At 71.2% G+C, this 13,683-nt stretch carries 11 protein-coding genes; 5 read left to right on the top strand and 6 right to left on the bottom strand.

The window, feature by feature from the left end:
- Positions 1–402: 402 nt before the first annotated feature.
- Both AB0D74_RS00005 and AB0D74_RS00010 read right to left on the bottom strand, forming a co-directional pair.
- Positions 403–840 carry a hypothetical protein gene (locus AB0D74_RS00005; protein WP_362578200.1) on the bottom strand — a complete coding sequence of 146 codons (438 nt, stop codon included), beginning with the start codon at positions 838–840 and terminating at the stop codon, positions 403–405.
- Positions 841–1,377: 537 nt separating this feature from the next.
- Entirely contained in the window at positions 1,378–1,971 is a 594-nt protein-coding gene (locus AB0D74_RS00010) for a TetR/AcrR family transcriptional regulator (protein WP_362578203.1), read from the bottom strand.
- A 93-nt stretch (positions 1,972–2,064) separates the two neighbouring features.
- Here AB0D74_RS00010 and AB0D74_RS00015 point away from each other — a divergent pair, with 93 nt between their 5' ends.
- Positions 2,065–3,492 (top strand): serine/threonine-protein kinase, encoded by a 1,428-nt coding sequence (locus AB0D74_RS00015; protein WP_362578206.1) that lies wholly within the window; start codon positions 2,065–2,067, stop codon positions 3,490–3,492.
- An 8-nt stretch (positions 3,493–3,500) separates the two neighbouring features.
- Here the strand turns inward: AB0D74_RS00015 and AB0D74_RS00020 are convergent, their stop codons facing one another.
- Positions 3,501–4,049 (bottom strand): TetR/AcrR family transcriptional regulator, encoded by a 549-nt coding sequence (locus AB0D74_RS00020; RefSeq protein ID WP_362578209.1) that lies wholly within the window; start codon positions 4,047–4,049, stop codon positions 3,501–3,503.
- Between the two features lie 77 nt (positions 4,050–4,126).
- On the opposite strand from AB0D74_RS00020, the gene AB0D74_RS00025 reads away from it, so the two are divergent.
- Complete coding sequence (locus AB0D74_RS00025; protein ID WP_362578213.1) at positions 4,127–5,959, top strand: protein kinase; 1,833 nt, start codon at positions 4,127–4,129, stop codon at positions 5,957–5,959.
- A 902-nt stretch (positions 5,960–6,861) separates the two neighbouring features.
- Here the strand turns inward: AB0D74_RS00025 and AB0D74_RS00030 are convergent.
- Entirely contained in the window at positions 6,862–7,236 is a 375-nt protein-coding gene (locus AB0D74_RS00030; RefSeq protein ID WP_362578216.1) for a hypothetical protein, read from the bottom strand.
- 1,601 nt (positions 7,237–8,837) lie between these two features.
- On the opposite strand from AB0D74_RS00030, the gene dhaK reads away from it, so the two are divergent.
- Genes dhaK through AB0D74_RS00045 form a run of 3 tightly spaced genes read left to right on the top strand, consistent with a single transcriptional unit; the run spans position 8,838 to position 10,892 of the window.
- A complete protein-coding gene (dhaK, locus tag AB0D74_RS00035; protein ID WP_362578220.1) occupies positions 8,838–9,830 on the top strand; it encodes a dihydroxyacetone kinase subunit DhaK in 993 nt (330 codons plus the stop codon).
- Positions 9,831–9,889: 59 nt separating this feature from the next.
- Positions 9,890–10,489, top strand: a complete 600-nt coding sequence (dhaL, locus tag AB0D74_RS00040) for a dihydroxyacetone kinase subunit DhaL (RefSeq protein ID WP_362578223.1) — start codon at positions 9,890–9,892, stop codon at positions 10,487–10,489.
- Positions 10,482–10,892: a PTS fructose transporter subunit IIA gene (locus AB0D74_RS00045; protein WP_362578226.1), complete on the top strand. Its 411-nt coding sequence runs from the start codon at positions 10,482–10,484 to the stop codon at positions 10,890–10,892. The genes dhaL and AB0D74_RS00045 overlap by 8 nt, the downstream gene beginning before the upstream one ends.
- Before the next feature lie 31 nt (positions 10,893–10,923).
- Here the strand turns inward: AB0D74_RS00045 and AB0D74_RS00050 are convergent, their stop codons facing one another.
- Both AB0D74_RS00050 and AB0D74_RS00055 read right to left on the bottom strand, forming a co-directional pair.
- Positions 10,924–11,961, bottom strand: coding sequence for a cytochrome d ubiquinol oxidase subunit II (locus AB0D74_RS00050; protein WP_362578229.1), 1,038 nt, complete (start codon positions 11,959–11,961; stop codon positions 10,924–10,926).
- Complete coding sequence (locus AB0D74_RS00055; RefSeq protein WP_362578232.1) at positions 11,958–13,394, bottom strand: cytochrome ubiquinol oxidase subunit I; 1,437 nt, start codon at positions 13,392–13,394, stop codon at positions 11,958–11,960. The genes AB0D74_RS00050 and AB0D74_RS00055 overlap by 4 nt, the downstream gene beginning before the upstream one ends.
- Positions 13,395–13,683 lie beyond the last annotated feature (289 nt).

The raw sequence follows: 13,683 nt of genomic DNA on the forward strand, positions 1-13,683 counted from the left end.
CGGCCACGAGCGCGGCGGACGTCCGCCGTCGCACGGCGGCGCCCGGGCCGCCCGGCCTTCGGAAGGCGGCCCGGGCGGCAGCCGGGAGCCGGCTCGGCGGGGCCATGACACGGGGGGCCGCGAGGACTGTCCCGGCCGCGTTCGTTCTTCGCATGATCATCCTTTTCAGAGCGGTAGGCGGCATGCGGGAGGCGGGACGCGGACGTCCGGAGCCCAGGCCGCTGCCGGTCGCCGAACCGGGCGTGCGTGAGATCGCCGGGATCCGGGAGACGGACCGCGGCGCACGCCGGTGGGGGATGGTCGCCGTATCGGGAGGGAGGGCACCCGGCCGGTGCCGACCGCCTCGGTATGGCTGTCACGAACATGAAAGGCCCGGGGGCAGACCCCAGGCCATGGGTATTTCTACCGGGTTCTCATGCGTTTCTCATGCGATTGCTGTGGCCGTTCCTGTGCGCCTGTCCACTGGCCTCCGGACGGGCCCCAGGAGGTGGGCACCCCGTTCCCGCTACGGGATGGGCGTCTGATTCGCCGCCCCAGCAGGCCGCGGCGAACCGTCTGCGGGGCTGGAGTGCGAGCAGGGGCCCGCCCGGTACCGTCGGCGGTTCCGCAGCCGGCCGCATCGAGGGCCTTGCCACTGTTGACGTTGATCATCCGGACGTTGCCGACCGGAGCGGGCTTGACCGTGATCATGTCGGGGTAGTCGTTGACCAGCGGATCGGTGAGCGAGAACGGAGCGGTGGTGCGCATCACCATCCGGTCAGCCGGTCCGTCGTAGTGGACGAACGTGTTGTAGGTGTCGCCACCGTCGGGCGCGAGCCGATCGTAGATCGCGTCGCTCACCTCCTTCGCCTTGGCGGAGGTGAACTACGCACTTCGCGCGGCGGTCGGGGTGGGCCAGCTACTGGCTGAGTCTCCGGCTTCGTCGATCCGGTTCGTCGGCGTCGAGAGGTTGTCGATGTCGCCGGCGTAGCCGTCTCGCTGTGCTTCTTCAGTGCCCGGCTGGCGGGGAGGGCGGGACGCCTGGGCTCCGCCCTCCCCTCCGCCGAATGGGCGGTGCAGATCTGCTGTCGGCTCACGGCCGCCGACCCGGCCGCCCACGAGTCCGGCTTCGCCGCCTCGTCGAGTGTCCTCGCCGTGCTCCTGGAGAGCAGGGGGACCTTTCAGGAGCGCTGCGCGCGACCGGCGAAGCCGTGGAGCTCTACCGCGGTCACGCCGACATGTCCGCCGTGTTCCCGCGACTTCGTTCCGCGCTGAGCCGGCAGGCGCAGTCGCTCGACGGTCTCGGGCGCGAGTCGGAGGCAGCGCAGGTCCGCCGCTGGCTCGACGGGAATCCCCTCGGATAGAGCGAGTTCTTCGGCGCGGTGGCGAGCGTGCCGTTCAGGCGGCCACCGAGCGCCAGATCCGCTCCGGCAGCAGCTCCGCCGCCTCGTCGAGGTCAACGTCGTCGACGCCGGACAGCCAGCGGCGGGCCACGCCGATCACCGGGCCGATGACCAGCACCTCGATCAACGCCGGGGGCAGCGGGGCGAGTTCACCGGCGTCCACATACCCCTGGGCCCACTGCGCGAGCGGGGAGAGCCGGGCCTCCTGCGCGTCCCGCAGGCCCTTGCCGTCGGTCATGCCCCGGCGGTCGGCGTCGGCGGAGTGCAGCAGCAGGGCTGCGTCGTGGTGGTCGCGTACGAAGCCCAGATAGGCGGTGACGATGGCACGGATGCCGGTCCGGGCGGACCGGGTGCCCTCCAGGGAGGTGAGCGTCGCCTCCAGCAACCGGCCGAGCCAGCGCATGAGCAGTGCGTCCAACAGGCCGTCGATGCTGCCGAAGTGGTGGTAGAGGCTGCCCAGACTCACCCCGCTCGCCTTGGTGACGGCACCGACCGTCAGCCCCTGGTCGCCCGACTCCGCGTACACCCGCAGGGCGGCGTCCAGCAACTGCTCGTAGGTGGCCTCACCCCGCTGTTGTTTCCGTCTCACCGCTCCATACTCCCATCCGTCCCATCGTGAATTTCTAGAACGGTTTTCTAGAAGTATGTTTCGGTCAGGCCGTTCGTCGTCCAGACTTCCCGCATGCCACAAGCCTTGAGAACGGACGCCCGGATCGGCCCGTACCTCCTGCTGCGCCACCTGGGCGGTGGCGGCATGGGCGATGTGTACCTGGCCCGGTCGCGGGGCGGGAGGCTGGTCGCGGTGAAGGTCGTACGGCCGCATCTCGCCCAGGACCCCGATTTCCGGCGCCGCTTCGCCGCCGAGGTCGGGGCGGCGCGGAAGGTCGGCGGTTTCTACACGGCACCGGTGGTGGACGCCGACCCCACGGCCGAGACGCCCTGGCTGGCCACGGCGTACGTGCCCGGACCGTCGCTCCAGGAGGCGGTGACTGCCTTCGGTCCGCTGCCGGCGGGGACCGTGACCGCGCTCGGCGCCGGGCTCGCGGAGGGGCTCGGCGCCATCCACGGCTGCGGTCTGGTGCACCGGGACCTCAAGCCGGCGAATGTGATCCTGGCCGAGGACGGCCCCCGGATCATCGACTTCGGCATCGCCCGCGCCCTCGACGCGGCGACCCGGCTCACCACCCACGGGGTGATCGGCACCCCGGCCTTCATGTCCCCCGAACAGATCCGGGACGGCCAGGTCGGCCCGAGGTCGGACGTGTTCAGCCTCGCGAGCCTGCTCGCCCACGCGGCCACCGGGCGGACGCCGTTCGGCGACGGCACGACCTTCGCCGTACTGCACCGCGTCGTCTACGAGGCCCCCGACCTGACCGGTGTGCCCCCTGCCCTCGCCGCGCTGCTCCTGCCGTGCCTGGAGAAGGACCCGGCCGGACGGCCGGACGCGGCGGAACTGCTGGACCGGTTCGCGCGGGCGGCCGAGTCGTACCCACCGACCGCGCGCCGCACGCCCGATCAGATCACCACGCTGATCGTCCAGTACGGCCACGCCGCCGCGACCCTTCTCCTGCCGACCGACGCCCTGCCCGAGCGCAAGGCCCTCCTGACCGACCTCGCGACCGCTATGACCGCACTGGCGGCGCGCAGAACGGCGGCCGAACGTCCGGTGCCGAAGCCGAAGCCGAGACCGGGGCCGGAGCAGGTGCAGGTGCAGGTGCAGGTGCCTCGGTCGGCTCCCCAGACCGCTACCAGCCCCCGAACCGGCACCGGCGACGGCGGTTGTGTGAAGACCGGCCTCCAGGCCATTGCCGCAGTGCTCTTCTTCGGCGGGCTCTACCTCCACAACCACGTCGACTCGAAGGACCTCTTCCAGGCCAGGGCCGGCGACTGCGTGCGGATCGAGAGCTACGGCAACCACACCGCATACAGGCAGAGTTGCGGTTTCCCCGTCCCATGGGACGAGCCCTACAAGGTCGTCGAGGCCTCCGAACAGTTCGACTCCGCCCAGGTACTGGCATGCGACGGCAAGGTGATGACCTACACGAGCGCCGACGGAACAAAGAAGATCACGCTCTGCCTCAGGCGGATCAGCCGGTGGGGCGAGGACTGACCGCCCTCTCACCCGGTGCTGCCCACGGCCCGCCAGATCCGGTCCGGCAGTACCCGTGCCGCTTCCTCCAGGTCCACGTCGTCGATGCCGGAGAGCCAGCGCCGGGCCACCCCGATCATCGGACCGAGCACCAGGGCATCGATCAACGGCGCTGGGAGCGGCGCGAGTTCGCCGCAGCGGATCTGCGCCTCGGCCCACCGGACGAACGGGCCCAGGTCGGCCGACGGCGAGTGGATCAGCAGGGCCGCGTCCCGGTGGTCCCGTACGAACGCGAGGTAGGCGCCGACGGCGGCCCCGATCCCCTCCCGTGCCGTCCGCGCCCCCGCCAGTTCCGCGGTCATCTCCGCCAGCAGCCGCTCCAGCCAGCGCAGCGTCACCGCCGCGGTGAGCCCTTCGATGCTGCCGAAGTGGTGATAGAGACTGCCGGCACTGACCCCGCAGGCCTCGGTGACCGCGTGCACCGTCAGCCCTCGTTCGCCCTCGGCCGCGTGGACGCGCAGCACCGCGTCGAGGAGCGCCTCGGCGGTCGCCGCACCGCGTTGCTGCCTGGGGGCCATGGCGCGGCAGCCTAGTGGATGACCCTTCTAGAAAAAATTTCTAGAAAAAGATTCGACTCGGCAGTACCCTGCCTCTCGTGACCAACAACGGGGGCGACGGGGGCAGCGGGGTGGGCGTCGAGCCGCTGGAGGACGACGATCCCCGGCGGATCGGGCCCATCCCGCTGGTCGGCCGGCTCGGGGCCGGAGGCATGGGGCGCGTCTATCTCGGCGTGTACGAGGGCCGTTACGCGGCGGTCAAACAGGTGCGGCCGTCGCTGGTCGCCGAGGACCAGGACTTCGTACGGCGCTTCGGGCACGAGCTCGACAACCTCGCCCGGCTGCCCGCCGGGGCCACCGCGCCGCTGCTGGCCGGCGACCGCGACGCCCGGCCGCCGTGGTTCGCCACCGCGTACGTGCCCGGCCTGACCCTGCGCGAGGCCGTCGAGGTGTACGGCGGTCCGCTCCCCGCCGAGTCGCTGTGGCTGCTGCTGCGGGAGGCGGCGGCCGGACTGGCGGCCGTCCACGAACGGGACATGGTCCACCGGGACATCAAGCCGTCCAACGTCATGCTGACGTCCCGGGGGCTGACGCTCATCGACTTCGGGGTGGCACGGGCCGCCGAGCAGAGCCAGCTGACGCGCACCGGGATGGTGGTCGGCACGCCCGCCTACATGTCTCCCGAACAAGCCTCGGGGGCACGGCGGTTGACCGGGGCCGTCGACGTGTTCGCGCTCGGTTCGGTGGTGGCGTTCGCGGGGTCCGGGCGGCCACCGTTCGGGGACGAGTCCGGGCACGGGGTGCTGTACCGGATCGTCCACGAGCAGCCGGACCTCCAGGAACTGCGGGACGCCGACCCCGAGTTGGCCGAGCTGGTCGGCTCCTGCCTGGACAAGGACCCCGAGGGCCGCCCCACCGCCGCCGAGCTCCTCGAACTGACGGCGGGACGCGGCCCGTCCGGGCCCCCGCTGTGGCCCGAGCCGGTCAACGGGCGTCTCGCGGAACGGGCCGCGTTCGCGGCGGACGTGCCGGAGGTGACGGCGGCCGAGCCGGAGGTGGTCATCGTGCCGCCCGATCGGGAACGTGAGCGCCGGCCCGGACGTCGCCGCACCCTTGTCCTGGCGGTCGCCGTGCCGGTCGTGATCGTGGCGACCGCCACCTTCCAGTTGCTCCCGTACGCGACGGGCTCGCGCGACGACCACGACGGCGGTACGGCGGCCACCCCGGCCTCCTCCGTTTCCGCATCCACCTCGCCCTCGACCCCGTCGTCCTCCCCGCGCACCTCCACGAGCCCGACCGGCACGGCTTCGCCCTCGGCGTCGGGCAGGGGCAAGGGCAGCGACAAGAGCGACAAGGGCGGGGGCAAGAGCGGGAAGACGGCCGCCGGCGGCACGGGAAGGACCGGCGGCGGTTCCGGCTCCGCATCGGCAGGCTCCGGCGGCTCGTCCACCTCCGGCGCATCCTCGGGCTCCTCCGGCTCCTCCCACGGTTCGACGTCCGGCAGTTCGGCGTCCGGGGGTTCCTCCGGCGGTACGACCGTCACCACCACTCCCAGCACGTCCGGGAGTTCGGGCGCCGTCACGCTGAAGAACGGCGAGAACGGCAAGTGCCTGATCCAGGTCTACGGCTCCTCCGGCCTCGGATCCTGCTCGGACGCGACCGCCGAGTGGACCTTCCGCAGCGCCTCCGGCGGGAGCGTCAAGGTCGTCAACGTCTCGACCGGCGCCTGCCTCAGCGCGAACGGCAACGGCCAGGCCGTCTTCGTCGGCGACTGCTCGCTCAGCAGCACCGCCCGGCTCTGGAAGACCGGCACCGGCAACACCCTCGCCACGGTCTACGACGGCGGCTGCCTCGCCCTCGCCTTCGGCGGCGGAGTGGCCGAGGCCACCTGCGCCCCCGGCGCGGCCTCCCAGAGCTGGGCACGCGGCTAGGCCCTGGCCCAGCACGTGTCGGAGTGCCGGGATTCGTAGCGTACGGGGGAGGCAGGATGATCACATCGCATTCCGCCACAAGAACGATCAGAGCGCCGTCCGGGACGGGGAGTCCCGATGCCGACGACACCGTGCTGGATTTCCAGGTCGCCGAGGCCATCCTGACCTTTCGGCTCCTCAGGCCGTCCCGTCGTCGATCCACGGCGGTGGACTGCCTTGGGACCACTACCCACAGGGTTCTCAACTCGCCTACGAGGCATGGAGCCGTCCCACCAGGTCGGCCATCGGCTGCGGCGAGGCCGCGACGGAGGCCGCACACCAGAGCCATGGACCCCTCGGACTCCCGCTCGGGCGGCCTGGCATACGCGCTGCGAGTCCTTGGCCAGTCTTACGCCGAACACCCCGCCTACCAGCAGGAATGGCGCCCATAACCTTTCATGGAGACAGTCCCTGGCCGGAGCCCGTCCCGCTCGTCGGCGTCGCAGGTCAGCGTCGGACTCCCACCGACTTCCCCGGGCCGTGCACACATGCGCGAAGTGTCCGACCTCGCGGAGTTCCGACCTGCATTGCGGCCTCGGCCGCGGATGACAGCGGCAGGGCCGCCTCGACGGGGGATGCGAGACGGCCCTGCCGCCAGTCTGGCATGGAGTCGGGTTACAGGTCGCCCTCGCGCGTGGGATCGGTCCGCGATCCCTTCGCAGACATGCTTCCAAACGCTTCGGTAACGGGGCGCCCCGTCAACGCGGCAGGAACAGACACCGACCCGATCTGATCAGCGAGATGCTGGGACTGACCGGCACGGACAAGACCCCGGACGGCCTGAGCGGCGCGTACCCGAAACCGGGTGGTTCGCCGCGGACTTCCGAGGCGAACCACGTGCTGCGCGGGCCCGAGAAGAGCTGTTACTGCACCGTCACGTTGACGGTGGGAGAGTGGGTCTGGCCGGAGGCCACACGGAATTGCTGACTGCCCTTCATGTGAACCCGGGTGGCAAGGGCAAAGGTGTCACCCTTTTTCACCTTGGAATCGACGTGGAGTGGAATCCACTTGCCGCTCTTGTCCATCTGGAGCATGACCGATGCTCCGGGACGGATGCCGGAGGTACGTCCGGCGAACCGGACCGTCTGACCGGGCTTCGCGGTCGTGGGGCTTGCCTTGACCGTGATCGAGGCAGCATGCGACGGCGACGATGGTGCCGCCATTGCTCCGCCGGCGCCAGCGGACAGCAGCGCTACGGCCAGCCCTGATGCAGCGAGTACACGTGCACGTACGTACATGGCGGCCTCCTTGGAGGAGAAGGACGCCCCGCAGACAGTTGACATCACGGGGTGCTTCGTACACGCACCACACTAGCCCTCAAGCGAGGGCGAGCTGGCAGTGCCAGGCCGCCGGCCCGGCCTCAGAGTAAGAGATGAGTATGAGGACCAACACGACCCATCGCGCAGGTCATACTGAAACACCATGAAGTCCATTATGCGGACAAAACTATTGCCTGATGGTTACCCTTGAACCCGCCACCCCTCCCCACCCCTCCCGACCCCTCCACGCGGCCGGCATCACCCATTCGGTCTACCCATAGCCGGTCTCCGCGCGCGATGTCCCCCGTTCGGCCCCACGGTGGACGTGACGTGGCTTGCCACCGAGCGACAACCGTGATCGTCAGCTTCACGGGGAGGCGCCATGATCGTCACAGCTCTACTCACCCCGGTGGTAGCGCTCCTGCTGCTGTTCGGGCTGCCCCTTCTGGAGGACCGCCTGTTTCCTCCGTCACCGGCTCAGCGAGAACAGGCGGAATCGAATCAGCCCGAACATGACCGGCGGCCACCCCCAGAACGGAAGAATGTCCCTCGGGCCTAGATGGGGTGCTCCGTTGACCTGGCCCGCCGCCCGTCGGAGGGCGGCGTACTCCCCGCCGCCACGGGAGGCGTTGTGCAGCGCGCCCCCACAGCTGAAGGACGACGCCGTGCACTTCAACGTGAGCGCGCAGCTTCAGGGTTCGGGCGATATCAGCCGCAGTGTGAGCGTGGACGGCGAGACGAAGACCGCACACACCCCACTCCCCCGCCCGGAGGCGGCAAGAGTGGGGGCGCAGTCACGTGGGCCGGTCGTCAGGATCGAAGGTGCGGGCGGCTTCTCCCCGCCGGACGCGTTTCTCCCGTACCGCTAAGTCTTCGTGTCGACGGTGCCTTCAGGGCGGTGTGGCACAGCGCTTGTACAGCTTGCTGGGGTCGGCCTGCTGCCGCCACAGATATCCGTCGACCGTTTCGAGCTGCTCGACATACCACTCAGCGGTTTCCACCTGGACTCATTGCCGCGGGTCAGGCTCGGCACCACCCACTCCGCCCCGTCCGCAGGGCCGCCGAAGACTCGTACCCATCCGCGGTCCACCAGCAGGCCACCTCAGTTCTGTGCCGCCGCCCCAGGTACGACCTAGTCGTCACCCGCAGCTGACGATGCGACGCCTGCGCAGGTCGCTATCAACTGGCCGGCATCTCGACAGACACTGCTCCACCAAGGCGAGTCCCTGCCGGCTCCGGCCAAAACGGTTCCCGGGCCCCACTCAACCCGTCGCACATCCAGCCGCGGTTTTCCCTGGCCACCGCACCGTGCACGACGTATCACCACCGGATCGAGAACATGCTGACGTGACCTTCGCGCCCGCAAGGTCGATACTGCCGTCAGGAAAAGCACACCACTGGCGACACCCCCGCCCGCCCCTGACGAACCATCACCAAAGTCAGCAGTGAGTCAGCATCAGCCCCGCCACAACCCGCCGCGGACCGCGACGAAACGCCAAGATCAAGAACTGACGAAACAGTCTCTGACCCGGAAAGAAGCAGGTCAGAGGCTAGTCTGCTAATCTTGCTGGGAGTATGACATGAAGATGCTCATCAACGTTCCGGAGACCGTCGTGGCGGACGCGCTGCGGGGCATGGCGGCGGCCCATCCCGAGCTCACCGTGGATGTGGAGAACCGGGTGATCGTACGGCGGGACGCGCCCGTCGCCGGGCAGGTCGCGCTGGTCTCGGGCGGCGGTTCCGGGCACGAGCCGCTGCACGGCGGATTCGTGGGTCCCGGGATGCTGTCGGCCGCCTGTCCCGGTGAGGTGTTCACGTCTCCTGTCCCCGACCAGATGGCCCGGGCCGCCGCGGCCGTGGACAGCGGGGCCGGCGTGCTGTTCATCGTGAAGAACTACACCGGTGACGTGCTCAACTTCGACATGGCCGCCGAGCTCGCCGAGGACGAGGGCATCCAGGTGGCGAAGGTGCTCGTCAACGACGACGTGGCCGTCACCGACAGTCTCTACACCGCGGGCCGGCGGGGCACCGGCGCCACCCTGTTCGTCGAGAAGATCGCCGGCGCAGCCGCCGCCGAGGGGCAGCCGCTGGAGCGGGTCGAGGCCGTCGGGCGCCAGGTGAACGCGAACTCCCGCAGCTTCGGTGTCGCGCTGAGCGCCGTCACCACTCCGGCCAAGGGCACCCCGACCTTCGATCTGCCGTCGGGCGAGCTGGAGTTGGGCATCGGCATCCACGGCGAGCCGGGCCGGGAGCGGCGGGCCATGATGACGTCCGGCGAGATCGCCGACTTCGCCGTCAACGCCGTCCTGGAGGACCTGCCGCCGCGCAATCCGGTTCTCGTCCTGGTCAACGGCATGGGCGCGACCCCGCTCCTGGAACTGTACGGGTTCAGCGCCGAGGTCCAGCGGGTGCTCGCCGAGCGCGGGGTGAGCGTGGCCCGCACACTGGTCGGCAACTACGTCACCTCCCTGGACATGGCCGGCGCCTCCGTCACGCTCTGCCAGGTCGACGAGGAACTGCTGCGGCTGTGGGACGCGCCGGTGCGGACACCGGCGCTGCGTTGGGGCATGTGAAGGAGGGCCGGCACCGACCGGCACCGACCCGCGTCCGTACCGCTACGCAAGGAGATCCAGTGCTCGACGCCGACTTCTTCCGCCGCTGGATGGCGGCGACCGCCGCCTCCGTCGACCGCGAGGCGGAGCGGCTCACCGCCCTCGACTCCCCCATCGGGGACGCCGACCACGGCAGCAACCTCCAGCGCGGGTTCAAGGCGGTGACCGCCGCGCTGGAGAAGGACGCGCCCGACACCCCGGGCGCCGTGCTGGCGCTCGCCGGGCGCCGGCTGATCTCGACCGTCGGCGGTGCCTCCGGGCCGCTGTACGGCACGCTGCTGCGCAGCACCGGCAAGGCGCTCGGCGACGCGCCCGAGGTCAGCGAGGCCCAGTTCGCCGAGGCGCTGCGGGCCGGGGTGGACAAGGTCATGGCGCTCGGCGGGGCCGCGCCCGGCGACAAGACGATGATCGACGCCCTGGTGCCGGCGCTCGACGCGCTCGGCGACGGCTTCGGCGCGGCGCGGGCCGCCGCCGAGCAGGGCGCCGAGGCGACGATCCCGCTCCAGGCCCGCAAGGGCCGGGCGAGCTATCTCGGTGAGCGCAGCATCGGCCACCAGGACCCGGGCGCCACCTCGTCGGCGCTCCTCGTCGCGGGACTCGCGGAGGCGGCCGGTGAGTGACGACAAGCTGGTCGGGATCGTACTGGTGTCGCACAGCGCGGAGGTCGCGGCGTCCGTCGCGGAGCTGGCCAAGGGGCTGGCGGGCGCCGGCACGGCGGTGCCGGTCGTCCCGGCGGGCGGTACCGAGGGCGGCGGGCTCGGCACCAGCGCCGAGCTGATCGCCGCCGCCGCGGCTGCCGTGGACCGGGGCGCGGGGGTCGCCGTCCTCACCGACCTGGGCAGCGCGGTGCTCACCGTGAAGGCGCTGCTCGCGGAGGGTGACGAACTCCCCGAGGGCACCCGTCTGGTGGACGCCCCGTTCGTGGAGGGCGCGGTCGCCGCGGTCGTCACCGCGTCCACCGGGGCCGGCCTGGACGCGGTGGAGGCGGCGGCAGCGGAGGCGTACACCTACCGGAAGGTCTGAGACCCCCCGGGCACCGCGCGGTCCGCCGGGTTCAGGACTCGCGGGACGGCGGGCCCGGGACGTTCTCCTGCGGTGCCGGCCGGAGTCGTCCCCGGCCGGCGAGCAGGTACAGGAGGGCGAGGGAGGGGAAGATGAGGAGCCCCGCGACGATCGCCACGCCGACGGTCACCTTGAGAGTGGCGTCCGGCGCCGCCGCGTCGGCGATCCGCAGGTGGGTGCCGAGGAGGTAGGGGTACTGGGCGACGCCCCAGCCGAGGACGACCAGCGCGACCGCCGCGGTGGCGAGCACGCGCAGCCCCGTCCTGCGGTGGCGCAGCAGCAGGAGCACGGTCGCGAGGCCGCAGAGCGCCGCGAGCACGACCAGCGCGAGGGCGCGGTGGCTGAGCTGGTGGAACAGGCGGGGCGCGTCCTGCCGGAGGACGAAGATGCCGACGACGCTGACGGCTCCGGTCAGCACCGAGGCGAGCAGGGCCCGGTCGCGGAAGCAGCGCTCCAGTGCGGGCGAACCCTGCTGCCGGGCGGCGACGGTCAGGTAGACGGCGGCGAGGTAGGCACAGACCAGGACGGCCAGCACGCCGCCGAGCGCCGACGTGGGATTCAGCCAGCTGCCGACGGCGTCACCGTCGCCCCCGGTGGGCACCCGTCCGGAAGCGATGCCGCCGGCGATGGAGCCGAAGCAGTAGGGGGTCAGGACGGAGGACGCCGCGAACGCGGCCCCGTACACACGTTGTTCGCCGATGCGCGGCGTGGCCTTGCGGAAGGCGAAGCCGGCGCCGCGCAGGACGATGCCCAGGGCGGCGATGCCGAGCGGGAGGTACAGCGTGGTGGTGATGGCGGTGAACGCGGTGGGGAAGCCCGACCACAGGAACACCAGGCAGTAGACCAGCCAGGTGTGGTTGGCCTCCCAGACCGGGCCGAGCGAGGTGTCGATCAGGTGCCTCGGCCCGCGGCCCCGGTCGGCGCCGCCCGCGGTCAGGTCCCAGAAGCCCGCACCGAAGTCGGCGCCGCCCAGCAGGCTGTAGGCGACGACGCCGATGAACAGGAAGACGGCGACGAGCTCCGCGATCACTTCGCGGCTCCCGCGGGCACGCCGGCGGGGTCGGGGTCGGGTCCGTAGGGGACGGCCACGCTGTCGCCGCCCTCGGCCTGCCACCGGCGTTTCATGGCGAGGAGCACCGTCGCGGCGCCCGCTCCCACGGCCACGTAGACGACGAGGACCGCGGCGAACAGGAACCACAGGTTGCCCCGGGTGGTCGCCGCGTCCCGGGTCAGCAGGTACCCGACGACCGTCCAGGGCTGGCGGCCCACCTCGGTGACGATCCAGCCGGTCTCCAGGCACACCAGCGCGGCGAGACCGCTGACCGCGCAGCAGCGCAGGAACCAGCGCTGCTCCGCGATCGGGCGCCGCCGCCACCACAGCCAGGCGAACCACACGGCCAGCGCGAGCAGCGCGAAGGACAGCCCCACCATGACGTCGAAGGCGAGGTGGACGGTGTTGACGGCCTGGTCGGAGGGGCGTACCCGGGCCGGGATCGCGTCGAGTCCGAGGACGCGGGTGGAGGGCCGGAACCCGGCGAGCAGGGACGCCATGTCGGGCACGGGGATCCCGTACCGGACGCGTCCGTCGACGAGGATGCCGCCCAGGGTCTCGGGGACGTGGGTGCCGGTGGCCGGGAGCAGTTCGACGGCCGCGAACTTGGCGGGCTCGGCCTGGAAGACGTACCGGGCGATGGTGTCCCCGACGACGAGCTGGAGGGGCAGGGCCACGGCGGCGGTGACGAACCCGGTGAGGAAGCCGGTGCGGTGGTAGCGGGACGTCCGGCCCCGCAGCATGCCCACCGCGTAGACGCTCGCCACCACGAAGCCCGCGACGATGTACGCGGCGAGCAGCATGTGCAGCAGCTCCCACCAGAAGGCCCCGTTGAAGAAGACCTGTGCGGGCCGTACGGCGACGACCCGGCCGTCCCGCAGGGTGAATCCGCCGGGCTGGTTCATCCAGCTGTTGGCGGCGATGACGGCAGCCGCGCCGCCGATGCTGGAGAGCGCCACCGGTACGCCGGTCCAGAAGTGCGCCCACGGTGGCAGCCGGTCCCAGCCGTAGATGTAGATCGACACGAAGATCGCTTCGAGGAAGAAGAACAGCCCTTCGATCGCGAAAGGGAAGCCGAAGGCCGCGCCGAACCGGCCCATCAGGCCGGGCCAGAGGATGCCCAGTTCGAAGGAGAGGACGGTGCCGGTGATGGCGCCGACGGCGAACAGCACGGCGGCGACCTTGGACCAGCGCCGGGCCAGCAGCAGGGCGTCGGCGTCGCCCCGGCGCAGACCGCGGTGGTTGGCGATGAGCATGAGGGTGGTGAGCGCGACGCCGAAGGGCACCAGGATGATGTGGAACCCCAGGGTGAAGGCCATCTGCTGCCGTGCGGGGAGGAGTTGCGGCGGATCGCCGACGGCGGACAGATACGGCGCGAGCACGCCGAGCGCGCCCGTCACGGCTCGGGCCACCCCTCGGCACCCGAAGGGCACGGTGGGCCGGGCGCCCTGCGGCCGGCCTCATTCACGTCTGTAACTGTCATCACCTCGACCACCGCGGGGTTGGAACGGAGTCCGTCGCTTCGGTTCGCTGTACCCGTTCCGCGTCCTGTCGCGCCGTCACATCCGTGACCACCACTCCATCGGACGACCCGGCGCTCGGTGGGGCCCGGGCCGCGCCGCTGCCGGACAACCGTCGATCCGCGCATCAGGTCTTGACAGGAAGCTCATGGCATCACAGCCTTTGGCAACGTTGTCATTG

Origin of the sequence: Streptomyces sp. NPDC048278 (assembly GCF_040652195.1) — a bacterium.
Classification (GTDB): Bacteria; Actinomycetota; Actinomycetes; order Streptomycetales; family Streptomycetaceae; genus Streptomyces.

What these genes read in the sequence shown, in the direction of transcription:
- AB0D74_RS00015 (WP_362578206.1), top strand. Translation starts at nt 2,065, where the DNA reads ATGCCACAAGCCTTGAGAACGGACGCCCGGATCGGCCCGTACCTCCTG.
- dhaK (WP_362578220.1), top strand. Translation starts at nt 8,838, where the DNA reads ATGAAGATGCTCATCAACGTTCCGGAGACCGTCGTGGCGGACGCGCTG.
- AB0D74_RS00030 (WP_362578216.1), bottom strand. Translation starts at nt 7,236, where the DNA reads ATGTACGTACGTGCACGTGTACTCGCTGCATCAGGGCTGGCCGTAGCG.
- AB0D74_RS00020 (WP_362578209.1), bottom strand. Translation starts at nt 4,049, where the DNA reads ATGGCCCCCAGGCAGCAACGCGGTGCGGCGACCGCCGAGGCGCTCCTC.